General features: G+C 53.3%; 23 protein-coding genes. 14 read left to right on the top strand and 9 right to left on the bottom strand.

The genetic code is table 11. From position 1 onward, the window contains the following. Window positions 1-16: 16 nt before the first annotated feature. A complete protein-coding gene (locus tag JN414_RS16910; protein WP_237389994.1) occupies window positions 17-532 on the bottom strand; it encodes an ABC transporter substrate-binding protein in 516 nt (171 codons plus the stop codon). A 297-nt stretch (window positions 533-829) separates the two neighbouring features. On the opposite strand from JN414_RS16910, the gene JN414_RS10705 reads away from it, so the two are divergent. Beyond that, window positions 830-1,867: an isopenicillin N synthase family oxygenase gene (locus JN414_RS10705; RefSeq protein ID WP_202208012.1), complete on the top strand. Its 1,038-nt coding sequence runs from the start codon at window positions 830-832 to the stop codon at window positions 1,865-1,867. Window positions 1,868-1,870: 3 nt separating this feature from the next. Here the strand turns inward: JN414_RS10705 and JN414_RS10710 are convergent, their stop codons facing one another. The 5 genes from JN414_RS10710 to JN414_RS10730 are packed head-to-tail and all read right to left on the bottom strand — an operon-like array spanning window position 1,871 to window position 6,744. Further along, entirely contained in the window at window positions 1,871-3,052 is a 1,182-nt protein-coding gene (locus JN414_RS10710) for an MFS transporter (protein WP_202207860.1), read from the bottom strand. 57 nt (window positions 3,053-3,109) lie between these two features. Continuing rightward, entirely contained in the window at window positions 3,110-4,417 is a 1,308-nt protein-coding gene (locus tag JN414_RS10715) for a lipase family protein (RefSeq protein WP_202207861.1), read from the bottom strand. Then, entirely contained in the window at window positions 4,414-5,283 is an 870-nt protein-coding gene (locus tag JN414_RS10720) for a methylenetetrahydrofolate reductase (protein ID WP_202207862.1), read from the bottom strand. The genes JN414_RS10715 and JN414_RS10720 overlap by 4 nt, the downstream gene beginning before the upstream one ends. Then, entirely contained in the window at window positions 5,280-6,134 is an 855-nt protein-coding gene (locus JN414_RS10725) for a bifunctional 5,10-methylenetetrahydrofolate dehydrogenase/5,10-methenyltetrahydrofolate cyclohydrolase (RefSeq protein ID WP_202207863.1), read from the bottom strand. The genes JN414_RS10720 and JN414_RS10725 overlap by 4 nt, the downstream gene beginning before the upstream one ends. A gap of 28 nt (window positions 6,135-6,162) precedes the next feature. Further along, a complete protein-coding gene (locus JN414_RS10730) occupies window positions 6,163-6,744 on the bottom strand; it encodes an NAD(P)H-dependent oxidoreductase (protein WP_202207864.1) in 582 nt (193 codons plus the stop codon). Window positions 6,745-6,897: 153 nt separating this feature from the next. Here JN414_RS10730 and JN414_RS10735 point away from each other — a divergent pair, with 153 nt between their 5' ends. From JN414_RS10735 to JN414_RS10750, 4 genes are all read left to right on the top strand, one after another. Next, the gene (locus JN414_RS10735; protein ID WP_202207865.1) at window positions 6,898-7,653 is read left to right on the top strand and encodes an IclR family transcriptional regulator; all 756 of its coding nucleotides are present in this window, start codon (window positions 6,898-6,900) and stop codon (window positions 7,651-7,653) included. A gap of 9 nt (window positions 7,654-7,662) precedes the next feature. Next, window positions 7,663-8,547, top strand: a complete 885-nt coding sequence (locus tag JN414_RS10740; RefSeq protein WP_202207866.1) for a bifunctional 5,10-methylenetetrahydrofolate dehydrogenase/5,10-methenyltetrahydrofolate cyclohydrolase — start codon at window positions 7,663-7,665, stop codon at window positions 8,545-8,547. Between the two features lie 1,116 nt (window positions 8,548-9,663). Then, window positions 9,664-10,065, top strand: coding sequence for a hypothetical protein (locus tag JN414_RS10745; RefSeq protein ID WP_202207867.1), 402 nt, complete (start codon window positions 9,664-9,666; stop codon window positions 10,063-10,065). Window positions 10,066-10,098: 33 nt separating this feature from the next. Beyond that, window positions 10,099-10,707 carry a superoxide dismutase gene (locus JN414_RS10750; protein WP_202207868.1) on the top strand — a complete coding sequence of 203 codons (609 nt, stop codon included), beginning with the start codon at window positions 10,099-10,101 and terminating at the stop codon, window positions 10,705-10,707. A gap of 350 nt (window positions 10,708-11,057) precedes the next feature. Here the strand turns inward: JN414_RS10750 and JN414_RS10755 are convergent, their stop codons facing one another. Further along, a complete protein-coding gene (locus tag JN414_RS10755; RefSeq protein WP_202207869.1) occupies window positions 11,058-11,666 on the bottom strand; it encodes a TetR/AcrR family transcriptional regulator in 609 nt (202 codons plus the stop codon). 100 nt (window positions 11,667-11,766) lie between these two features. On the opposite strand from JN414_RS10755, the gene JN414_RS10760 reads away from it, so the two are divergent. From JN414_RS10760 to JN414_RS10775, 4 genes are all read left to right on the top strand, one after another. After that, window positions 11,767-13,173, top strand: coding sequence for a coniferyl aldehyde dehydrogenase (locus tag JN414_RS10760; RefSeq protein WP_237389995.1), 1,407 nt, complete (start codon window positions 11,767-11,769; stop codon window positions 13,171-13,173). 484 nt (window positions 13,174-13,657) lie between these two features. Next, a complete protein-coding gene (locus tag JN414_RS10765; RefSeq protein ID WP_202207871.1) occupies window positions 13,658-14,317 on the top strand; it encodes a TetR/AcrR family transcriptional regulator in 660 nt (219 codons plus the stop codon). Continuing rightward, window positions 14,310-14,648, top strand: a complete 339-nt coding sequence (locus tag JN414_RS10770; RefSeq protein WP_202207872.1) for a DoxX family protein — start codon at window positions 14,310-14,312, stop codon at window positions 14,646-14,648. Before JN414_RS10765 ends, JN414_RS10770 begins: the two co-directional genes overlap by 8 nt. Window positions 14,649-14,711: 63 nt before the next feature. Continuing rightward, window positions 14,712-15,437 carry an SDR family oxidoreductase gene (locus tag JN414_RS10775; RefSeq protein WP_202207873.1) on the top strand — a complete coding sequence of 242 codons (726 nt, stop codon included), beginning with the start codon at window positions 14,712-14,714 and terminating at the stop codon, window positions 15,435-15,437. A gap of 160 nt (window positions 15,438-15,597) precedes the next feature. Here the strand turns inward: JN414_RS10775 and JN414_RS16915 are convergent, their stop codons facing one another. Together JN414_RS16915 and JN414_RS16920 are read right to left on the bottom strand one after the other, a co-directional pair. Continuing rightward, window positions 15,598-16,023 (bottom strand): hypothetical protein, encoded by a 426-nt coding sequence (locus tag JN414_RS16915; protein WP_237389997.1) that lies wholly within the window; start codon window positions 16,021-16,023, stop codon window positions 15,598-15,600. A 14-nt stretch (window positions 16,024-16,037) separates the two neighbouring features. Beyond that, window positions 16,038-16,619 carry an acyltransferase gene (locus JN414_RS16920; protein WP_237389998.1) on the bottom strand — a complete coding sequence of 194 codons (582 nt, stop codon included), beginning with the start codon at window positions 16,617-16,619 and terminating at the stop codon, window positions 16,038-16,040. 655 nt (window positions 16,620-17,274) lie between these two features. Between JN414_RS16920 and JN414_RS10785 the strand changes: the two genes are divergently transcribed. From JN414_RS10785 to JN414_RS10805, 5 genes are read left to right on the top strand one after another with little or no spacing between them, the layout of a single operon-like run. After that, window positions 17,275-18,504: an acyl-CoA dehydrogenase family protein gene (locus JN414_RS10785; RefSeq protein ID WP_202207874.1), complete on the top strand. Its 1,230-nt coding sequence runs from the start codon at window positions 17,275-17,277 to the stop codon at window positions 18,502-18,504. Then, the gene (locus tag JN414_RS10790) at window positions 18,504-19,871 is read left to right on the top strand and encodes an LLM class flavin-dependent oxidoreductase (RefSeq protein WP_202207875.1); all 1,368 of its coding nucleotides are present in this window, start codon (window positions 18,504-18,506) and stop codon (window positions 19,869-19,871) included. The genes JN414_RS10785 and JN414_RS10790 overlap by 1 nt, the downstream gene beginning before the upstream one ends. A gap of 52 nt (window positions 19,872-19,923) precedes the next feature. After that, window positions 19,924-22,374 (top strand): TonB-dependent receptor, encoded by a 2,451-nt coding sequence (locus tag JN414_RS10795; RefSeq protein WP_202207876.1) that lies wholly within the window; start codon window positions 19,924-19,926, stop codon window positions 22,372-22,374. A 1-nt stretch (window position 22,375) separates the two neighbouring features. Continuing rightward, window positions 22,376-23,671, top strand: coding sequence for an MFS transporter (locus tag JN414_RS10800; protein WP_202207877.1), 1,296 nt, complete (start codon window positions 22,376-22,378; stop codon window positions 23,669-23,671). After that, the gene (locus JN414_RS10805) at window positions 23,668-24,561 is read left to right on the top strand and encodes a TauD/TfdA family dioxygenase (protein ID WP_202207878.1); all 894 of its coding nucleotides are present in this window, start codon (window positions 23,668-23,670) and stop codon (window positions 24,559-24,561) included. The genes JN414_RS10800 and JN414_RS10805 overlap by 4 nt, the downstream gene beginning before the upstream one ends. The last annotated feature ends 11 nt before the right edge of the window (window positions 24,562-24,572 follow it).

Below are 24,572 nucleotides of genomic sequence, written 5' to 3' on the forward strand. Positions count from 1 at the left end.
GATCTAGAAAAAATGGCTAGAGATTGAAAGAATAAGGCCTCGCCTGCTCTTCCCTGTAACCAAAGCGATTTTTGAGCCATGGCCAGAACGTCGCATGGGAAGACGCTGCTATCAGAATTGGGTGGTCACGGAGCTGGCTGAGATCCTTGACGCCAGCATGAGTCATCAGGCCCTGCTGATCGTGCTGAAATGTACTGGCTACCGCAACAAGAGGAATTCCAGAGGCGACGGCGGAAAGAAGCTGGAAGTCGTAGCCAGTAATGAAATCTGCACGGCCGGCAGCCAGAAGCTGAGGAACATTCATTTGCGGGCTGGCAGCCTCTATCGTAACGTTCAGTCCTTCCTGTGCGTAATACCCCTTGGCTAGAGCTTGATAAAACCCACCAAACTCAGCTTGTGCATACCAGGATGTTATAAGCTTGACGGGCGTCCCCGCATTTTGCGCCCTACTGGTGAGCGGCATGGATAATTCGCCGAGACTTCCAGCCAACCCCAAAAGGGTTTGCCTGCGACTGAGAGACATCCTGGACATACGGAGCGTTCTCCATTCTTCATTCAATCATAGTTTATGAATCGAAATGGTTTTCATGAAAGTGCCTAATTTGAGAATATTGAAATGCTTTTATGAGAACGGCTTTTATAATTGACAGGCAAATGCCCACCATGTTTTGTGTTGAAAACGAGTAGAAGCGGTCGAAGCCCTGTTACAGGCTTTGGGCATTGCTCCAACAGATCCGGATCACGGCTCTGGTTGGGGGCATTTGCCATGATTGATCGCTATAGCCCCTCACCCTGCCGTAGTTCCGTCTCTGTTGTCTTCAATACGTTTATGGAGAAAACGAGTATGGTCCCGACAGGTCTGAGCGAACTTGAAACCGAACGCCATATTGGCGGAATGGGGACGAATATCGCCCGTCAAATTCCCAGGATCGATCTGTCCTCTTTTGAAGAGCGGAAATACCAGATTGCCGACGAACTTTGGTCTGCAGCCACGGAAATCGGTTTTTTTCAGGTTTATAATCACGGCATTCCGCAGAACGACATAGATCGAGCGTTTTCACTGGCAACAGCCTTCTTTGCCCTCCCTAAAGAGGCAAAGGCCCGCCTTCCCCTCAAACCTGGTACGAACGCCGGATGGGAGTTTCAGGAACAGGTGCGGCCCTCAACAGGTACACCTGACCATAAAGAATCATTTCAGATCACCCTTCCCAGAATGGCGGCTCTATGGCCAACAGAGCATGACGCGCCGAACTTCAAGGAATTCCTGTCTCACTTCGAGCACCAGAACTGGCTTCTGGGTATGAAGATCCTGTCCTGCTTTGCCATCAAACTCGGATTTGACGAAAAGTTCTTCACCGAACTGCACGACCCGTCCTCTTCTGACTACCAGTGCACCCTGCGTCTCATTCATTATATGAGCATGGAGAATGCTCTGCCGGAGGACTTCAAACGCTGGCGTGCAGGCGCCCATTCGGATTTTGATTGCCTGACACTTCTTCATCAGCGAACAGGCGAAGGCGGCCTTCAGGTTTGCCCTGGGAAGGATGCAAAGAGCGGGGCATGGACCGACGTTGAACCCGTCTCAGGATATGTGACCTGCAATATTGGTGACATGCTGATGCGGTGGAGCGACGACAAGCTACTGTCCACGCTTCATCGTGTTCGCATGCCACAACCGGGCGAATATCTTGGTGAGCGTCTCTCCATCCCCTTTTTCTGCCAAGCCAATCGGGATGCAATCATTCAGGGGCCAGAGAAGAAATATGCTCCGATCTCGGCCCAGAACTATCTTCTGGAACGCCTGAAGGCTAATTTTGCGGCGACTGAATCGAAAGGCAGTACCACAGTAACTGGTGCTGCCCTTTAAAGATCAAGCCAGCGCCTTACGTTGCCTGACCTGGAAAATTGTCAGGCAACCCATTCCCAGGGCGCAGAACGCAAACAGGGCATAACTGGTCCAGAGCGTTGTTGAGAAGTACAGGTAAGGCATCAGAACTGCCGAGACGGAAATAAACTGGCCGACCGTGCCTGCAACAACGCCACGGGTCTTCCTGTCTGTCGCAACCACCGGCAGCAAAGACATCCCTGCACCACTTAGGCCGCTATAGGCGAATGTCCAAAGAAATAGCCCGGCAGACGCGACCAGCATCGTGCTTCCCGGGAAAAGCAGCAGCCATTGAGCCAGCATGCCAATAGCCGCCATGATGCAGAACATCACCCGGGAACGACGCTCCGTTCCGACACACAGACTGACAATCAGCCCACCAGCCAGCATGACGACAATCTTGATGATCGCGACTTCTGCGGCAGACGCAGCCAAACTCACATGGTGAACGCGCGCAAGGTAAGACGGCGCGATCAAACTGGTTCCATAAGCAATCCCATTCGGGAGCGTTACTGACAGCCCGAGAGCCGTGACCAGCCAAGGTGACAGTCGCTTGGCCGGACCGCTTTCAGTCAAGACAACCGGCGGCTCTTTCAAGCCAGCTAGTGTCAGAACACCAACAGCAAGAATAACAACCATCAGCGCCATATGGGCCGTGCAGGCTGCCTGCCAGCGTCCCCCATTCAAAAAAGGAATGGCGAGCAGAAGACCGGCTGAATATCCGGCCGGGGCAAAAGTGGACCAAAATGCCAAAGCTTTGGAGCGACTTTTTTCCGGCAGATAGCGCATAAACAACACCGGAGAACCCGCTGTCGCAAACGCAAACCCACATCCACACAACATAAGCCCGATCCGTAGGCTCCACAACGTGGATGTTGATAGGAGAAGACTGTCACCAATCAACGTAAGAACAATGGAAATTGGAAAGGCGCGCTTTACGCCAATACGGTCAACCACCATGCCGAACAGGAAGGATGTGAAGGCTGCGGGCACGGAAAAGAAGGACAAACTGGTGCCCACAGGTCCCGGAGAAACATGTCGAGCTTCCGCAATCGCACTGATAAACGGAACCACCAGTCCGACAACGGCCATGGATACTGCCGAATAAACGTAAATCACCAAAACAAGAAAGAGATGATAGCCTGATCTGTCGCTCGTGGTCTGCATAGTCTCATATCCTTGAAAAGGCCGGCCACGGGTCCGGCTAAGGGCTATTCAGTCGATTCAGTTATTCCATGGAACATTCGGAAGGGCTGCCTCTACAGGTCCGGGAGGCTTGATTGAAGCGCAGTTCTGCTGAGGCTTTTGGCCAGCCAGAAGTCTCTTCACAAAGGGAACGGAGTCCTTGAGAGACACATTGACTGCACCATTATGGGTCATGCCCGGATAGCGCTTCCAGAAGACATGCGTTCCTGCATCGCACATGGCTGCCACAGCGTTATACTGCCCGTTCACCCCGGCCTCATCATCGGCCAGACCTGTCCCGGCAAAAACGGGAAAGCTGATCTTCGCGTTCGGGATCGTGAATGCTGCATCATGGCCTGCTTCAAAAGCAGAAAGCTTCTCGTTGAACAGTGCACTACTCTGCACTTTTAACTGATCCGCCTTGTCGAAAAGATCATGAAGGCACGCATGTCGGGCAATCTGGGACATGTGGTGCCCCGCGCTTGTCATGACCGTATGACTGTCTGTTTCGGGCTGTAAAGATTGATCAGAACCTTCGACCCGAAGCATGGCAAATGCGGAATCCATTTTGCTAGCATCTGTATAGACTTCGGGGATGGGAGCATGTCTGGCTCCGGGCGGCACAGCAAAGCCTGTCACGAGACCCGTTGCAACCACACCATGAATATTCAACTCAGCAGCATATGAGGGGGCCAGCCACGCTGCTCCCAGCGCTGCGCCAGAGCCTTGAGACTGCCCAACGAGCACAATCCAGTTCCGGATCTCGTCGGGAAAACCTTTGAGGGAAGCTCGTAGCCCGTCCAGAACACTGTACCCTTCGGGGCGATAAAACAGATATGGATGCGGTCCCGGTGTCCCTAAACCTTGATAATCGGTCGCGACAACAACAAACCCCTCAGACAGCCAACGTGAGAGGTAAGCCTTATCCCGGCTCGAATAGCCGCGCCATGATGGAGCGCAGACATCCGCAATTCCCGTTGTTCCATGTTCCCAGGCGACAACAGGCCATCCCCCGGCTGGCGGTTGACCTTTTGGGAAAAGGACCTGCCCTGAAACCGTTACGAGATCGCCTTTTTTCATCCCATTATTGGCAGAGTACAGGATCCTGACCCCATGACTGGCTCCTTGAGGGAGTTTGGTCGGATCCATTTCTTCATGCTGTATCAGCTGTCCCGGTATTGGCGGAGTAGCTGAAGTGGCCCTGTAAAAGGCACTCACGCCCCCGTCACCGTACCGGTCATCAACCGGGAGATTTGAAGAGGACGCATGCGGTGATGTTGAACACCCTCCAAGCCCCAATAGAAGCGCACCCGCCGCACATGTCAGGCCCGACAGTTTTTTTGTCATGAATGGTCTCCAGTGCTGAGAGAAAGTGTACGACGCCACTCCAGCGTGCGAGCAATCGCTCCAAACGGGTAAAAGTGTAGTCCGCGGAAATTGGTGTTAGGTGTTTCGGCAACTTCTCGGGCAACGGCATCCACAAGAGGCAGCGGATTACACGGCATAAACCAGCGATGAAGTTTCCAACGTTGACGCTGCATGAAACGCAAAGATTGCCCAACACCACAGGCCAGACCATACCGCACCAACGTTTTTGGCGTTGTCAGCCCGTAAACTCCCAGGTTGATTGGCAGTGTAATGCCCTCTTCCCTTAGCCGTTTCTCCCAAGCAAGGACTGGAGCAGCATCAAAGCAGAACTGCGTTACGATCTGCATATTCAAACCCTGCGCCCGTGCAAGATCCTGTTTGCGGCGCATATACTCCAGCAATGTTGCCTCGGAGGCTTGCGGGTGCCCTTCAGGATGCCCCGCAACGTAGACAGTGCGAATGCCCGTGCGAACAGGGATCTCTGTTTCCAAAACCTGTACTGTATCCGCGAAGATGCCAGCAGGTTTCTCTGCTCCCCCTGCGATCAGGAGCATCCGCGGAATATCCCGCTCACTCAACGCAGTGCAGATTTCCTGCAAATGGTCTTTATTGCGGATAGAGCGGACCGCTACATGAGGAACAGGTAGATAGCCACATAGTTTTAGCAGGTCACAGGCAGCCAAGACGTCTGCAAAGGGAACACCTGGAAGCCAGGTGACGAAAACCCTCGACCCACAGGCGAGATCGGGCAGAACACCCGAAAGCTCCAGAATACGGGACGGCAGAAGCTCAATGGAGCTTTCCTTCATGAGCTCCGCACGCACTCGGCCGACCGATACAGTCATGCAGCAATCCTTTTTTCCGCGAGGTCCAGAACGGTTTTGAGAAGCATCATGCGTGTCATCACGCCAAAGCTTCGATCAGGCGGGGTCATCCAGCTCGCAATCTCAGCAACCGCAGGGTGAACATCGCCTTGCAAAGAGCCTTCGGGCCAGCTCATGCCAACATCAATGACCACCGCTCCGGCGCGAACCATATCAGGTGTCACAAGATGCGCTGAACCCGCTGCTGCTATAATGACATCGGAATTCCTAAGCACATCCTTAAAATTTCTACTCTTACGATGCAATGACGTAACGGTTGCATTCCTGCTCTTTCCAGAAAGCAAGAGTGTCGCCGGACCTCCGACAAGGCGCCCTCGCCCCAAAACAGAGACATTTGCCCCTTCCAGGACAAGGCCCGTCTGCTGCAACACTGCATCAATTCCCCTCACAGTGCAGGGAATAACAGACGGATCTGATGTCGTCAGAGACATCAAATTCACAGGGTGAAGACCATCAACATCTTTCTCGGCGCTGATCGCCTGAAGAACCTGTCCCTCATTCAAATGTGCGGGCAAAGGAAGTTGAACCAAAATTCCGGTAATAGATGTGTCTCTATCAAGCCGCAGGATCTGGTCCAAAAGGTCAGCCTGCGTAACCGTTTCGGACAAAACAATCTTCTGGACTGCAATCCCAACCTTTTTGCAGTCCTCAATTTTGCGACTGACGTATGTAGCGCTATGCGGGTCATCGCCGACCTCCACTAGCGCCAGACAGGGAATAATCCCCTTTCGCGTCAACGCTGCGGCCCTGCCCTTGCTCTCTTCTAGAAGTGTGAGGCCCAGGGCGTCCAGGTCAAAGAAACGAGCAGTCACCGCATTTACTCCCCGGTTGGCAAAGGTCTCAGATGGCTTTCAGACGACGAACGATTTTTTTCATAAACGTCCGACGGGCCTTCAACGTGGTGTTGTTCATATTGTAAAGCCCCAAGTAATCGACACTAACACGGCGGTTCATGACAGCCCGCAGAAAGCGTGTCCCATTCTTCCTTGGCGGATCACCAAGAACGAAAGCACGGTGCCTTGGGCAACCATAAGTGGTGACAGTCATGACCTTTTTGATGTTTGTAAAACCGGGAGAAAGTTTTCCGTCTATCAGTTTGAAAGAGACGTCCGGCAGGAAAACCCGATCAAAATATCCCTTGAGAATGGCGGGCCAGCCAAAATTCCATACGGGATGACAGAGAATTAGCACATCCGTACTTTGAAGGCGCTTCACGTAATCTGCCACGCGATGCTGATTGATGGTGACATCATGGTATTCAATACGATCCTGTGGACTGAGTACAGGATCGAAATTTTCCCGATACAGGTCCAGAGCGTCGACTTCATGTCCTTCAGCTTCCAGCGTCTGCTTAACAAGCCTGAACAGCGCAGCATTGAAGCTATCTTCCAGAGGATGGGCAAAAATGACGTGGATTTTCACGCGGTGCTTCCTGTTTTTCTGGTTCTATTAAAAGAGTTTCGTTCGATATTCGAACTCTTGTTCGTTATAATTATTTTAGGCATAATCATTTTCAGCCTGCAATGATATTCGTAACGTCTACGCATAGTTTTTTGTCCAAGAACGGATTTGTCCATGGATCAACCCTCGCCTGTGCCCGATACCGAGATTTCCCTGACATTTGTTAAGGGTCTTGAAGTTCTGCGAGCATTTGAAAATGGTCAGACAGACATGACTGTTGCCGACATTGCTCGGTTGGTCGGTCATACACGGGCTGCCACGCGGCGACTTGTCAGAACGTTGGAATCCCTGGGATATGTCCGGAGCATTGATCAGCGATACAGACTCACAGCACGCGCCTTGAAACTGGGGCTTGGCTTTCTACAAAGTCCCTCCATCGGTCATCTTGTCGGGCCGGTTCTGCGAGCTGAATCCATTGTTATCGGAGAATCCATTTCTCTCGCTCTGCTGGACGCAGACGAGGCAATCTATGTCTTCCATAATCCCGCAGACAAATCTGCCGAAATGTCCGGGCATACTATCGGCAGCAGCATGTCTCTTGCCAGAACCGCAACTGGCCAAGCCATTTGCGCCTTTTTACCCGAGATCAGACAACAGACCATACTGGCCACCTCAGGCCTTTCTGAAACAGAAGCGGCACGCGTGGCTAAGAGTCTTAAAGACGTTCACTCTCAGGGTTTCGCCTTGAGAGATGTGTCTCCGCAAAGCGATCTGCGTGCCCTTGGGGTGCCTGCCTTTAATGTAAATGGCCAAATTGCTGGTGCGCTCAGCATCGTCTTTCCAACCAGTCGATACTCCATGACACAGATTCAGAAGGATCTGGTTCCCCACCTTCAGCGATGCGCGACCTATCTTGTCAGCGCCCTGTGAGACCCACAAATGACAATCATCTTGCATACTTCTGAGCTTGCCCAAAACTATTTGGCCGGCCTCAAAGCACAGATCCGCTCACAGCAGAAAACTCTGGACCATACGCCCACTCTGACGGTCGTCATAGGCTCTTCTGACGCAGGCCCATCGGCCTATCTGCGCCGCATTGACTTACTGGCGGAACAAGCCGGCGTTAACCTACAAGTTGTTGACGTTGCGGGACAAAACGAAAGCAATTTTTGCCAAACAGTCCGAGAGCTTGGCGCTAACAAGAAGATAGACGGAATTCTGATCCTTTTCCCACTCCCGGAAGAAATTTCCCGCCAAGCCATCATAGACGCTCTTCCCCCGGAGAAAGATGTGGACTGTCTCCATCCACTCAATCTTGGAAGCATCATGAATGGAACTCCATACTTCGAGCCCTGCACGGCAACAGGCGCCTTAATGGCGGCAGAACATCTCGTTGGAGATCTGCGCGGAAAAGACTGTGTCATCATTGGCAGTTCGCCCGTTGTCGGGCGCCCTTTGAGCATGCTTCTTCTGGATCGCGGCGCGACGGTTTCTGTTGTTCACATCGATACTCAGGACATCAAGTCGCATTGCAGGAAAGCGGATGTTCTCTTTTCAGCGGTAGGAAAAGCCAGATTAGTCACTGCGGACTGGATCAAGCCAAAAAGTTGTCTCATCGACATCGGGATCAGCTATTGCCCGGATGAGGGGCGTGTTGTGGGAGATGTCGACCTCAAATCTGTCAAAGGTGTCGCGCATACGGTTACCGCAGTTCCGGATGGTGTTGGACCACTTACAACCTGCACCTTGTTGGCTAATACTGTGAAAAGCGCTTTCGATCGAATGGGAGTAAACTTTATATACCCCTCCCTTCCTAGCCAATAATACGAAAATGTTCCCCGTTTAGCTCCCATGAAAATTCTCATTCTAGAGAATTGTTCTAATGCACATTGAAATGGGCGACATGCTAGTGGCAAAAATACCGATAAAAAGCAACTGGGCCATCTAGAGGAACCGAGCAACTGCTGATTAACGGTTCTGGGTGATGGACTTTCGCTCTGCGTTTTGGGCAGAGCGAAAGGCATTGTGCTTTGGATCATTATACACTCACGTTGATCCCCTCGAGGAAGAGGCGGGCGATGTCGATTTGTCCGAATATAACGTGATTGCTGTTTGGCTGCCTCAAGTAGAAAGTCTGGAGTGATTTGTTCCATTCCAGAAAACCGTGGTTGACCTGGAAATGAGGGCCAATAATGAACTTTTCTGACCTGACATTTGATCATATTGGCATTCGCGTGACGTCTCTAAACGGTTCTATACCAAACCTAGCCGGGAGCATTCTTATGAGTGTTCTTCTCAAACCCGCAGGCTATACGCTGCGGGTTTCTGTGTTGAAGGCAAAGCAGAACTGCTGCGTTATCTTGAATAGGAACAGATTATCATTACGGAAGACCGTTTCCGAACGAGATATGATAGGCATATCGCCCGGCCCATTCGCAAACCGGATAATAACGTCTTGTAGTTAAATGAAATTATCAAGTTATTTGATGCCATAATGGACGATGTAGTATACATATAACATTTAATATAAAAATATAATTATTTATAAATATTAATTTTATATATCGAACAGATTTCTATTAAATTTAAATATATTTATTAAATATTTATCACTTGGTACGAACGGACACACATTAACCACGATTTTATACCGTAAAATTATCAACCAATTGCCGCGTAGCAACTTCATGAATCTGTGGGCAACTGGACCTACCAATGCGGTTTCAATACGCATATAAATATAGCATATTGCATAAAGTAAAGTGATTGCTTATTTCCTAGCGTTAGGTGGTGGAGCTCCATGGAACGAAGTGTCGTAAAAATGTCGCAGTTCGATCAGTTATCAGAACCCAGTATCAGTTGGCAGGAGCTGACCCAGCAGGCAAATCAGGCTTACTACTTCACGATCATGAACAGGCACGGACTCTTTATGCGCACGCCATGACGAAAGCCTCCGAACTTCTGGATCATTTTCAGGAAACAGGGCTGCATCTTTCGGCCCCCACTATTTTTGTCGTTTCCTGCCATAATTTATCCGATCTGTATGTCGTGGAGAAAAAGCCTGATCATGCAGTTCTCTTTCTGCGTCGCGCTTGTACAGAACTAATTCGCCTAGCCGAACTGCCTAGCCTGCCCATGCGGGCTCGATTGGTCTGCGTGGAGCAGCTGCGCCCCGCCGTTGTTGCACTGATGGGGTGTAAGGGCGGTGCGCTGTCCGAGCAGCAGGAAACCCAGATGCTGGTGCTTAATGCCCGAACTGTGGCGCTCGCCGTTTATCGGATTTCTGGCTACGCAGCACAAACCTCACTGGAAGACGTCCCACCCCAAGGAGACCCCTCATAGACGAGGGTCTAGTCAAACAGAATTGGAGAGAAAATGTTCAAACTTCCCGAGCTACCTTACGCTCTGGACGCGCTGGCGCCTTACATGTCAGCCGAGACACTTGAGTATCATCATGGCAAGCATCATAAGGCCTACGTCGACAAGCTGAACGAACTGACCGCCAGCGGTTCATATCAGGGACTTGATCTGGACCAGGTAATCCGAAAATCGGCTCAGGATGCCGCCCAGAAAGTATTATTCAATCAGGCAGGCCAGCACTGGAACCATTCCTTTTTCTGGCAGAGCATGAAAGCAAAAGGCGGTGGATCTATCCCCGGCGCCTTGGAAAAGCAGCTTATCGCGGATTTCGGTTCTCTGGATGCATTCACGGCCCAATTCAAAAATGCCTGCGTTTCTCAGTTCGGGAGCGGCTGGGGCTGGCTGGTGCACGACGGTGAAAAACTGGCTATTACAAAGACCGCCAATGCCGATACTCCACTGGTACATGGGCAAACAGCGCTGCTGACATGTGATGTATGGGAACATGCCTATTACATCGATTATCGCAATATGCGCCCGAAATACGTGGAGGCTTTCCTTACGGACCTAGTGGATTGGGAGATGGTCGAACAGCGTTATCAGGTCGCCCTCTCCGCACAATAAGCCCTTCCAGAGAAGTCATGTCATGAAGGATATTCTCGTATTTCTCCATTCGGGCCTGCATCACAGAGGCGCCGTGGTTGGACGTACGAACCAGAATGTCCTCATGGGATCGATCGGCAGATCACAGGAGAACATTTCTTATGATCTGCCGATGCTAAAGGAGTGAGAAAAGACAGTCATAATTGTGCTTTAGCCCGGCTCAGACGAGGGGTTGGCGGTACAAGAGGCCGTTTTTCGATGTGATGATCACGAGCGGCAAAACGGTTAATATGCTCAAGAACTGATTGTCCCAACGGCTGCTGGACGTTTTAAAAGCGATGAAGGATTACGTATATCGTGCGATAGCTGAGTCAATTGCGGCAGCATATGCCGTCAAGCAGCACATCCAGTGCGGCGGGGACTGGCGCTGACCCGACCTTCTCTTCCAGTAGTTGGTTACTGATCGCCAACATGGCGAGACCATGCACCAGCCCCCAGCTTGCTGCTGCCTGCGCACTTATGGCGACTGTCCGGAAACTCCCGTCTCGCTGTCCGTTTTCCAGAAGTCTCAGAAGAATTCCAAATGTGCTCATGGCCGCGCCATGTAACTGCGGATCTATCGTTTTATCCGCATCAGAACTGAACATCAGACGATAAAGTCCGGGGTTTTGACAGGCGAACCCGATATAGGCCTGCGCTGCGGCCATGAATTGCGCGCGTGTGGAAGGAAGATCCGGGCGCATGGCCTCGGTCATAGTCTTTTCAAGCCTGACGAACCCAATTCGGGCTAGTTCCCGAAGCAGCGCTTCCCTGTCGCGGAAGTGCTTGTAAGGCGCTGCATGGCTGACTCCCGTGCGCCGAGCCACCTCCCGCAAGGTGAAGGTCCAGTTCTGATCTGCTGCTAGCATGGCTAACGCCGTGTCGATCAGAGCGCGGCGTAAATCACCGTGATGATAGGGTTGGTCTTTGGTTTCACTCATTCGTGAGGCTCATGTTTACAGAAGAAACTTTTATTGACACTGGAACGTCATGCTCAATATCTTGCCTGCATAAGTTTCCCTTGTAAACATGGAGGACGCAATGTCCGATGTTACGCCTGCCGAGCTGCGCCGCATTCTCGACCGCCAGCGTGCTGCGTTTCTGCATGCCGGACCACCTGACCTGAAACAGCGCCGGACCCATCTGCGTTGTCTGAAAGCCGAGATCCTGAAGCGGCGGACTGACATCGTGCGCGCCCTGAAAGCAGATTTCGGCCAGCGGTCCGAACGCGAGAGCGCCATTGTGGAACTGATCCCGCTAGTGCGGTCGATCAATTACATGATCGTGCATCTGGGGCATTGGATGAAGCCGGAACGCCGCCATATATCGGCCTATTTCCAGTGCGGTAGCGCTTGGATAACCCGGCAACCGGTGGGCGTCGTAGGAATTATCGCCCCGTGGAATTATCCGGTTTCTCTGGCTCTCGTACCATTGGCAACGGCTATTGCCGCCGGCAATCGCGCCATACTCAAACCGTCGGAGTTCACGCCCGCAACATCTGCGTTGATCAAAGAGATTGTTCGGGCTGTCTTTACACCCGAACAAGTTTCTGTCGTGACTGGCGGTAGCGAGGTGGGGGCTGCGTTTTCGGCTCTACCCTTCGATCATATCCTGTTTACTGGCAGTACAGCCGTCGGCAAGAAGGTCGCTGAGGCTGCGGCGCGCAATCTGACGCCCGTCACGCTCGAACTGGGCGGCAAATCTCCCGTAGTGATCGAGCCCGGTTTTTCCATGCAGCGGGTGGCAGACCGTGTGGCGTTCGGAAAGCTGACCAATGCGGGACAGACCTGTATCGCGCCGGATTACGTGCTGGTGCATGAAGGCGATAAGGACGCTTTTACTGCGGCCTATCAGGCCGCCGTGAAGAAGCTGCATCCGGGCGGTTATGTGGGCTCTCCCGATTATACTGCAATTCTCAACACGCATCATTACGAGCGATTGAGCGGTCTGATCCGTGATGCTGAGGAGCATGGCGCACAGGTCATCAGGATGGGTAGCGATTCAACCGCCAGTCATGTTCTGTCGCCCGTTCTCATACTAAATGCCCAGCCTGACATAGCGGTGATGCAGGAGGAAATTTTCGGACCTCTCCTGCCTGTGCTGACCTACAGGACCTATGATGAAGCAATCGCCTTCATTAATGCTCGTCCCCGGCCCTTGGCCCTGTATTATTTTGGCAACAACCGCGCTGAACGCGACAGGCTTCTGAAACGCACCATTTCAGGCAACGTGACGATCAACGGCACATTGATGCATTATGTGCAAGACGATCTGCCCTTTGGCGGCGTGGGAGACAGTGGCATCGGAGCATATCATGGAAAGGAAGGCTTCGTCGCGCTCACACATGCCCGTGGTGTGTACCGACAGGGCCGTTTCAATGCGGCGACACTGCTTCAGCCACCATTTGGCAAGCTCACGGACGTCCTTACAAATCTGATTTTGCGATGATGACGCGTATACCGCTTATCGGAAGGGCCAGTGTTATCGGACGTCTTGTTGATACGGGGCTTGCCAAGCGGCCGAAGACCTTAAGGGGACAGGCGGTAGAAACCTGTATTTCGGCCATCTATGATGCGGTCCAATGACCCATGCCAATCAGTCGAGTTTCGGATGCTTTAATTGTCCATGCTGTTAAGGGTAAAACGACTGCCCCTGCGGAAAACCAAACATTTTACAACCGATCAGCACGTGTTCGTTAAGCATCTTTAATACCGTATGTTTCATATTTGATGTCGAGTTGATGCTGAACACGTTCCCAAAACTTCAGGGATCCATTCCTCCTATGGCATAACCTGACGGGTGAGCCCTGATACCTGGAAAACTCAGGTTCATAACCAGGATGGTGATGGCAAACCGTTCACGCACTAGCCTCTTGTAATTATGGTACGGTATATTACCATACCTTTCAAAAGCATGAAGGGCTTGTTTGAATATGGTGGCTAGTGATCTCCCCTTCCCTCTTGCGTCCGAAAAGGGATTGCACCCCAAGGGTGTCGAGCGCCTCAGAAGGCTTACGTACTCTGCCACCGAGCTTTTCCTTAAGCATGGTTATGAAGCCACTTCCATGGATATGCTCATCCAGAAGGTCGGCGGATCGCGACGCAATATCTATGAGCGCTTTGGGGGCAAGGAAGGGCTTTTTTCAGCCGTTATCGCGGAAGAGTGCGTGAAACTGGCTGCGCCGCTTGAAAGCCTCATATTGGAAGATCGCTGCGTCCGACAAACATTGGAAAAGTTCGGTGCAGAAATCCTGCATATCATCAAACAGCCCCGCGTACTTGAACTGCACCGCCTAATGATCGCGGAAGGAAAGCGGTTTCCCCAACTTTCGCAGACCATATGGTTCGCCGGTCATCATAACGCAAAATCAGTCCTTGCCGCCTGGATCCGGAGGCAGCAGGAGCAGGGCAAACTTCGATCTGCATTAGATGCGTCAGGACTGGCTTACGCTTTCATCCATATGGTCACCGGGGAGGCCCAGTTGCAGTTGCTGAGTGGTGGCCCTTGCACGACCGAAGAGCAGGACAGAAGCACGGTTTCTCTGGCCGTCTCGCTTTTTCTTTCCGCAGCTCAGGAGACAGATCATGCGTAATATTACAGCGAAACAGGTTCTAGCGTATGTTCTGGTGGGCTTCTTTCTTATAGGAGCTGCCGGGAATATTATGGCGCCAAAGACCATTGCAGAAGAGTACGCGCGATGGGGCTATCCGCACTGGTTCCATTTGGTAACCGGATGCCTTGAGTTAACCTCCGCCCTTTTGATGGCGCGATCGGCGAGCCGGATTGTTGGTAGCGTCCTTGGCGGTTGCATTATGGCTTCAGCGATCGCCACGGTGGTCTTCCATGGCGAATACTCTCACGCGATTGCCCCACTCGTCGTGCTCAGCCTCCTGATATTGTCTGTTTATCTGCACAAAAAATGACGCGTTCAGGGCCATAGTCAACACCGAGTTTTCCTCCTCTCTCAAATCTTTGGAAAGTTTATCATGATTCAAAGTCAACCAATTGCACTCGTCAGTGGAGCAACGCGTGGTATTGGTCGCGCCATTGCACAGGGGCTCGCCCATCAAGGCGTCAAGGTCTTGCTGGGTGCCCGAAACCTTCAGATAGGTCAGGAAGCCGCAACAGAAATCAGCGCACCAGATGCTCAGGCAGAAGCTGTTGAGCTCGACACGACCAATCAGGCCACCATTGACAGTCTGGCAGCGCTGATCCGTGAGAAGTATGGTCGGCTGGACATTCTGGTAAACAATGCCGGCATCAGCCTAGATTTCTATCCAGATCTGTCGGCTCGGGAAAAACTATCGAGAACATTTGAAACGAATGTTGTCGGCACAGCGGCGCTCACCGACGCGATGATTCCGTTGCTTGAAAAATCTGCGCATGGGCGGGTTGTTAATGTGTCGTCCGTTCTCGCCTCATTTTCGAGCCGGGGAGAAGCAGACTGGGTTTACAAGGACGTGGCCATGCCGACCTATCAGGCATCCAAGGCTGCTCTGAACTCTTTGACTCTCAGCTACGCCAAACTTCTCGCTGACCAGAATATCAAGGTGAATGCGATTTGTCCCGGCCTAACCGCGACGGATGCTACCAACCATTATGGAGATCGGAAGCCTGATCAGGCTGCTAAGATCGCGATCCAGTATGCTTTGCTGGGCGATGATGGGCCAACAGGAACATTCATCAATGAGGGTGGAGCTCTGGGCTGGTAAGTGTAGGGCAGCTACAAGCATTTGATCCGATTTGCATTTCATATGCAAATCGGATCGTTCCTAATTCGCGACACTTGGAGTATTCGCTTTTTGAGCGCTTTAAATATCATGTGTGGTCGGAATATAGGAGACTAACATCCATCTACAATGAACAAGCCTGTCAGGTTGTAGCTGGATCAATAACCTGCGGTTTTGGACGATCACGCAACCGGCGGTCGGCAGAACGGGATAAAAGATGCTCCACGCCATAGCCCAGTATCCACGAAAGACTGATCGCAGGTACAAACCATAGCCAGCCTATGTACATATTTCCACCGCTGATGCGGAACAGGGCTATGAGTGGGAAAACCACGAACATATGGCTCAGATAAATTTCGTAGCTCATAAACCCGAAGGATCGAAGCCACTTGGTGCCACGCGTTGTGTAATCAGCCATCCATCCCCACGAAAACGCAATGAGCAGAAATGCTGTCGAGATAGTCAGAGCGAGAGCCCCGATGCTGCCCAATATGTTCCAGAAGAAGGGCGCATTTATCAGATAGGATGAGAGAACAATGGCACCTGTTACTCCGATCAATGAGCGCAATGCTGTGCGCCGCTTTATCGATACGCGAGACAGAAAAACATGAATGCCCGAAATCGGCTAAAATGAGCGGTAATCAGGCAGAATAAAGGAAAGTCGATATAGAAGGCTTCTTCAATGGATAGGGACCAGAGGACATCCCATCCGCAAGGGAGATAGCCCGTTTGGCCCTCATACCAGTTCATGTGCATTCCAAAAGCAGCCAGGATTGCTCGGGGAAGAGACTGATCGGTATGTTCAATCGTGTAGTCCGGGACCTGAGTAAGATCAAGCACTGAAAGGACCACAACGAGGGTCACCAGACAGGGTAAGATGCGTGCCGCCCGTCGTCGGTAAAAATTTCGCCAATCCAGTTGGCTCAAAGTACCCCATCGCTTGAGGGTATGAGACGTGATGATAAAGCCGGAAATGACGAAGAAGATGGTTACAGCGCTTCGACCATTCCCACTAAATACTTTGAGCAGCCATAACGGAAAAATAGTGGCAAGGCCGGTTTGCGCCAGAGGGATCCGTAGCGCCATATGATGGATGACCACCAGAACAACAGTAAGGCCGCGAAGGATATCTATCCCGCCATTACGTTCCGCTAAGTGCTTCATGTTTATTGGGATCGGAAGCGGCATAGGGCCTCTGCATAATTGAATATGGCGATAATTAGTTTGTTATCGTAATTATGGTAATAGTGTGGCCTCACACACGAGAAATGCAGTAATATTGCCACATAAAATGGCGTCGGCTCCTCATGTTGTGCTTTGATTAGAGCTTGTTCGCTGTAGTTACTTATAAAGTCGCTCTAAGAGCACGTTTGTTCACTTTGGAGCCGACAAAACCCAGCCGAAGAATTCCAGAACAGTTAAATTCTACGGCTACGATCCTGGTTAACGTCAAATGCTCGAACGAAGGCAGTCCTTCCGTATCTGACTGGGACCGGACAGGCCATCATAAGGTTCCTTAAGCCGCTTAGAAGATGCTGCCCCTTGCCCGTCTTGAAACGGCCAACTCCAGACACCCGCAAATCTTGCTCCAAGCATAAACTACCCCTTGGATATATAACTATATAATATAGTTTTTATTATAAATAACTATCATGTTGACGAAACAAAAGAATCACTACACTAATTCTCATGTCTTACATAAACACGAAATGATCTAGTTCTATGTCTGTAATGCTGTCCTGTCCCTGTCCACCGATGATGCCGGGTTCCTCCCCGCTCTCATTCCCCTTGTTCGGACCGCACGTCACAGGCAGATATCATGACCTTCATCTCCGCTCCGCTTCCTGATCTCTCCCTGCTCTGGGGCCAGGATGCTCGTGAAGCCAGCCATCTTCACGACCGCTTTGCTCCTGTTTTCGAGCAGATCCGCACGAAGGCACTTCGGGCTGAACTGAACCGCGAACTACCCTTCGAGCAGATCCGCCTTCTTAAAGAGAGTGGTTTCACGGCCCTCCGCGTTCCCGTTGCGCATGGTGGCCTTGGTGCCAGCCTTGAAGACCTGTTCTCGCTTGTCACCGCATTGGCCAGAGCTGATTCAAACGTCGCACAGGCGCTCCGGGCCCATTTTGGCTTTGTTGAGCATCTCCTGTTCGAACCTGCCGGGTCTTACCGGACAAAATGGCTCGACCGCCTTGGAGTTGGACAGACCGCAGGCGCAGCAGCAGCAGAAGGCCCAGCGTCCAAGCGTGATCTTTTCAGTACGACCCTGTCCCAGAAAGATGGTCAGTGGGTCATCAACGGCTCCAAATTCTTCACGACCGGCTCCCTTTACGCAGACTGGCTAACCGTCACGGGCACCACGGAAGATGGCCAGACCGTTAAAACACTGGCTGCCCGCAATGATCCCGGCCTCGAAATCGTCGATGACTGGGATGGCGTTGGACAGCGTTTGACCGCCAGTGGCACCGCGTATTTCCGAAATGTTCACACAGAAGAAGCCGACCTGCACTACGGCAACACAGCCTTCCCGTACTCTCAGGCCTTCTTTCAGCTCTATCATTTAGCCACTGTCGCCGGGATTGCCCGCGCTGCTGCAACGGACGTTGCGGATGCCGTGCGCCGCCGCAAACGCTCTTTCAGCCACGGGAATGCAGACCTTCCGGCGGAAGATCCTCAGATCCTCGAAATTGTCGGTCATGTCTTCAGTGGCGCCTATATCGCTGGTGCGGCTGTTGAACGTGCCACCCGCGCTATTCAAGCCGTTGCAGACAGCCCTGCCCCAGAGCTCGATCTCACGGTTGCTCGTGCCGAACTCGAAGTCTGGCAGGTACAGGATCGGATTTTGCCGCTGGTACTGGAAGCCACGACCGCTTTGTTCGACGCGCTAAGCGGTGGTGCAACCTTGCGCGTCGTCGGATTGGATCGACATTGGCGCAACGTTCGTACACTGGGTAATCACAACCCCCGTGTCTATCGCACGCGCGTCGTTGGGGACTACGCAGTCAATGGCACCCTGCCCCCCCCTCAGTGGCGCGTGGGGGTGGCGTAATGGGACAGCACATCATCCTCAACGGCTTTACGATGGCTACGGTTTCGCACCTGAATTACGGCCTGTGGCGCCATCCCGCTGACCAGACACATCGTTACAAGGACATCAGCTACTGGACTGATCTGGCACGCACGCTCGATGACGCTGGGTTCGATGCCCTGTTTATCGCGGATGCCCTCGGCCAGATTGATGTTTACGGCGGTAGTCCAGATGCTGCCCTGAAGCACGGTATCCAGTCCCCACTGATCGATCCGCTTCTGCTGGTGTCCGCCATGGCCGCCGCGACGACGACGCTTGGTTTTGGCATCACGCTGTCTACCACTTACGAGCACCCTTATCTTCTCGCCCGCAAGCTGACGACGCTCGACCATCTGACAAAGGGCCGTCTGGGCTGGAACATTGTGACGTCGCAGCAGGAGAGTGCGGCGCGCAATCTTGGGCTGGACCATCAGATACCCCATGACGAACGCTATGACCGGGCGGACGAGTTCATGAGCGTCGTTTACAAACTGTGGCTGAAATCCTGGGAAGACGATGCTGTCATCCGACGCCAAACGGCTTCAGGTGAGTGGATCTACACCGATCCGGCAAAAGTTCACCCTATACGGCATGATGGCCAGTACTACCGCGTTCCGGACAGCCATACTGCCGAGCCCAGCGCGCAACGGGTTCCCGTTCTGCTTCAGGCAGGCGCTTCAGCCCGGGGCGGCGCATTCGCGGCGCGACATGCCGAGGTTATTTTTGTCGTTGGTGCAGGCGCAGAAGGGACACGCAAAAATGTCCGGCGTATTCGTGAGGACGCTGCTCGCGAAGGTCGCGATCCAGGCAGCCTGCGCTTCATTTGCGCCGCTGCAGTCGTGGTCGGGGAGACTGAGGAAGACGCTATTCGCAAATTTGCGGAATACAAAGCCTTCTACGATGCCACCGGATCGCTCATTCATTACTCCTCAATGACGGGTGTGGACTTCTCGAAGAACCAGACAGACGAGGTCCTGACCTATCGTCCGACAGAAGCCAGCCAGTCTGTCCTTGAACAGTTTGACCCTGCCATCAGTGGTCGTTCATGGACTATTGCAGAAGCCACAAGCCCGGCAGAAGGCTTTGGCCGTGCCAAAACTTTCGTCGGTACAGGTGAAACCGTCGCGGATCAGATTGAGCAATGGCTCGAGGAATCCGAGACCGATGGCCTCAATCTGATCCAGCTTGTTAATCCGGACAGCTATAACGACTTCATCCGCCTCGTCCTGCCGGAACTGAAGCGTCGTGGCCGTATCAAGCCCAAGGACGGCAAGACCCTGCGTGAAAGGCTTTTTCCGCAGAATATGTCCGCACATCCAGCTCCCGACCATCCGGCCTGGGGCTGTTGATCCTCCCAAGACCTGAAAATCCCTGTTTCCTGTATCTTGTGAGTGTATTTCCATGCCCGCTTTTTCATTTTCCAGCCGTAGCGCCAGTGGCTCTGTTTCTCTGATTGCCCTGCTGACCCTCTCGGTTAATACTTACGCTTTCGCTGATACCGCTTCTCCGGCCACCAAGGTGGGCACAAATCCGCGTCACGGCACGCCTGCACTGCCTGCTCACAAACCGGCTCCCTCCCGCGCCATCAGCGCCAAAGCAACCGAGAGCATTGGGGTGGAGGGACACCGGCAGGCTAACTGGGTATCCAATCCCGTTTCTGCGGTTACCATTCGCGAATATGCCGCCGGGACCAATCCGCTCAAGGCCCTCACCCGACTACCTGGGGTTCTGTTCAATTCCGGTGATCCGCAGGGTGTGAACACCTGGCAGAACTCATTCCTGATGCACGGCTTCGATCAGAGCCAGATCGGCATGACGCTGGATGGGATTCCGCTTGGAGACCAGCAATTCAGTAACGTTAACGGCCTGAGCCCGACCTCCGCTATTTCGTCTGAAAACATTGAGCGTATGGATGTTTCGGCGTCCACTGGTTCGGAGAGCGTGGCCAGTACGTCCAATCTGGGCGGTACGGTGCAGTTTATCTCACGCGATCCGTCTCACAAACGTGGGGCCAGTGTGAACCAGACCTTCGGGAGTAATGCGACCTACCGGACGTTTGTGCGTCTTGAAAGCGGCGATCTGAACCGCCAGGGGACGCGCTTCTATGTCTCCTATGCCCGCAACGACACCACCAAATGGCGTGGTGGGCAGGACCAGTTCATGCAGCAGGTCAACGCCAAGGTTCTGCACCCTATCGGGCAGGACAGCCGTATTACGGCCTACTTCGACTACACCGATATGCAGATGCAGAACTATCAGGACTACAGCCTGGATATGTTCAATAACGGTGGCTACGCGATCGATAACTTCATTGGGCAGCCTGGCGGCTATGAAAAGGCATATCGTCTCGCGCTGGCCCAGCGTGGACTTCCGGGAGGGCAGGTTCCTGCAGCCTATGCCAACCTCAAGAGCCCTTACACCGCGTCCTACTACGAGGGCGCCCAAATGCAGCATTCCTATGTCGGGGGTGTATCGGCCGATCTTGCTCTGACTGATCGCTTGCGCTGGCAGAGTACCGTCTATGGGCATCGCTCCTATCAGCGCGGTTCAGTCGCCAGCCCTCTGATCTCGTCTCCTAACGGAGCGCCTTTGATCGATCAGGTTACGCAGCCCGATACGAACCGCTTCGGCTTTACGACGTCCCTGTCCTATCGCATCGCGCATAACGTGCTGAATGCAGGTCTGTGGTATGAAAATACCCATTTCGACATTAGTAAGCCGCTTTACCAGCAGCCGCTGCTGCAGGACGTCCTCGACGGGACCGCAACACCCGTCAACGGGCTCGACAACCTCAAGAACCCTTTCCAGAATGGCTACCGACAGGTCTTTAATACCAACACGTTTGTCGCTTATTTCCAGGATACGTATCACGTAACCAGCACCATCGCGCTTCATGCTGGTTTCCGGTCCGTCCTGAACACGACCCGCGTCGGCGCGCTGGCCAACTGGGAAACTTACACCCGCACGACCGCTATCGCGGGCGGAAACTCCTTGACGTCCAGTAAGCCTTTCCTGCCGCATTTCAGCGGGGAATGGCGCTTCGCTCCTGGCCACCAGCTCTATTTTGACATCGCAGAAAACGTAAAGGTCTATCCTGTCTCGGGCTATAACAGCGGTTCATCCCCGTTCTCGACCACCCAGGCCGCCTATCTGGCTTCGAAAAGCACGCTGCGCCCCGAAACCGACTGGAATTTTGCGGGAGGCTATCGCTACACCGGCCGCCTCATCAGCGGCTCGCTCTATGGCTACCACACGATCTTTTCCAACCGGCTGCAGCGCATCTCCACCGGTCCGACAACCCAGCCGTACACCACCATCCAGAACGTCGGTGGCGTAACGATGACCGGTGTGGATGGTGCCGTCACGCTCACACCCGTTAAGGGGCTGAGCCTGACCAACAGCATCAGCTACAACCATGCCGTCTATGACAACAACATTACTCAGACCGTCAACGGATCGCGGGTGACCTACAATATCCGCGGCCAGCAGGTCGTGGCCTATCCGCGTCTCATGTATCACGCTGACCTGTCCTACACCTGGCATGATCTTCAGGCGCATATCGAAGCCCAGTATGTCGGCAAGCGGAATCTTAGCTACACTGGCGACACGAAGGTTCCGTCCTACTGGCTGACTAATTTCGGTGCACGTTACGACCTGAGCAAACAGTTGCACCGCTTGTCTCACACGGGCTTTCTACAGCACCTCTCGGTAGACCTGAACGTCTATAACCTGACGAACGTAAAATACATCTCCACCATGGGGCAGAACGGTTACCCTATGGCTGGTGATTACCAGTCTGTCGTCCTCGGTGCGCCCCGCCAGTATTTCGGCGCTGTTCATGCGGATTTCTGACATGCAGACGACGTTTCCTGCCGCTCCGCTTCTGCCTGCCAGCCGCCTGCCCCGGAGCTTTGCCCTCCAGTATGCCGGCCTTCTGGTCTTTATGATCGGGGATGGCGTCGAGGTCGGCTATCTGTCGCCGTTTCTGGTCCAGACGGGGCAGACGGAGCACTTCGTAGCCCTTCTCTTCACAGCCTACGGACTTTTCGCTGCTTTGGCGGCCTGGTTCTCGGGCTTGCTGTGCGACATCTTTGGTAGTCGCGCCGTCATGACGGCGGGTCTGTTATTCTGGATCGTGCCGCAACTCCTGTTTCTTGGCGTTGCCATTCCGGCTCATTCTTCAGCCTTGCTACTCCTGACCTACGGATTGCGAGGAGCAGGGTATCCGCTGTTTTCCTATGGACTGCTGACCCTGCTCGTCACTACGATCCGTCAGGACCGGTTGGGTCGTGCTGTCGGTCTGTTCTGGTTCTGCTTTACCTGCGGCTTGCCCACGGTCGGTTCTATTGTGGCGCAACTCCTGCTCCCCGTTTACGGCCAGTACATTACACTCTGGATCGCCCTTCTCGGGGTGGGAGCGGGTGGCCTCCTTGCCGTCCTGCCGCTGCCCACTACGCCACGTGCAGAGAAAGGCAGCCTGAAAGACATCGGCCCAACCCTGCGCGAAACGGTTCGTCAGATCCGCCACAATCCGGGCGTCGGTCTGGCGTGCATCGTGCGGGCGGTCAATTCCAGCGCTACGCATGGCCTGATCGTCTTCATGCCGTTCTTTTTCACGGGCCGTCTGGGCTTGTCCCAGGATGTATGGATCCGCTTTCTCGAAATCATCTTCGCCAGCAACATCGTCTTTAACCTGCTGATCGGTTTTGCCAGCGACTATATTTCATGGCGGCAGACCATCATCTGGTTTGGCGGTATCGGGAGCGCCGTAAGTTGCGTTGGTCTGTATTGGATCCCGCTGCTGTACGCCCACAGTAGCCTGCTCGCGGTTTATGGCTCTGCCGCAGTTTTTGGCATGACACTTGCCGGATATGTGCCGCTTTCGGCTCTGACGCCGTCTCTTCTGCCGGATCACAAAGGTATTGCCATGTCCCTTCTGAATCTTGGTGCAGGGAGTAGCGTCTGGATCGGGCCTTTCATCGTTTACCTTTTTGAAGGCGCCGTAGGCACGCAGGGAATTATCTTCATCTACGCCGCTCTGTTCCTGGCAAGCGCAATCCTGACCTTTTTCATTACGCCTCCGTCTCTCACGCGACCTGACCGCACCAGTAGTCAGGCACTCCCCCAATCCGAAGGAGTTCCCTCATGACACAACTTACGATCGAAAAGGTCACATCCCGTATCGGCGCCATCGTTCACGGCATCAACGCCCGCGAGCCCTTTTCCGACGAGCACAAGGCGTTTCTCCATGAGGCCCTGTTGCGCCACAAGGTGATCTTCCTGCGCGACCAGTTTCTCGATGATGCCCAGCACGAGACGCTTAGCCGCGTCTTCGGAGATCCGATCCTTCACCCGACTATCCCCGCCGCTGACGGCACGCCCTATACGTTCGAACTGAATTCCCGCAACGGTCGTTCAACGGATTCCTGGCACACAGACGTCACTTTCGTGCCGGCCTATCCCAAGGCCTCGATCCTGCGCGCTATCACGATCCCGCCCTACGGCGGCAGCACACTCTGGGCCAACACAGCAACTGCCTATGACGATCTGCCCGCGCCTCTGCAGCAGCTTGCCGACACACTTTGGGCCGTTCATGGCAACGATTACGACACCAATTTCTACAAATACGACACGCGCCACGAGGAAATTGCGGACTTCCGCGCTCGTTTCATTTCACGCCTGTATGAGACAGAGCATCCGGTCGTGCGCGTTCATCCTGAGACCGGTGAGCGCACCCTTATCCTGGGCCATTTCTTCAAGGAAATTCGCGGCGTCCCCACGCAGCACGCCAACCGGTTGCTGGAGATCTTCCAGTCTTACATCACGCAGATTGACAATACCGTCCGCTGGAACTGGAAACCCGGTGATGTGGCCATCTGGGACAATCGCGCCACGCAGCATTACGCTACAGCCGATTTTGACACGCATCCCCGCCTTCTGCGCCGCATTACGGTGCGCGGAGACACGCCTGTCAGCGTTACGGGTGAACAAAGTCGCTTACTCAAAGGCCCTGATGATGGTCAGAACCTCGATCACTGATTCGATTTGTA

This window comes from Gluconobacter sp. Gdi (genome assembly GCF_014132155.1).
Lineage (GTDB): Bacteria > Pseudomonadota > Alphaproteobacteria > Acetobacterales > Acetobacteraceae > Gluconobacter.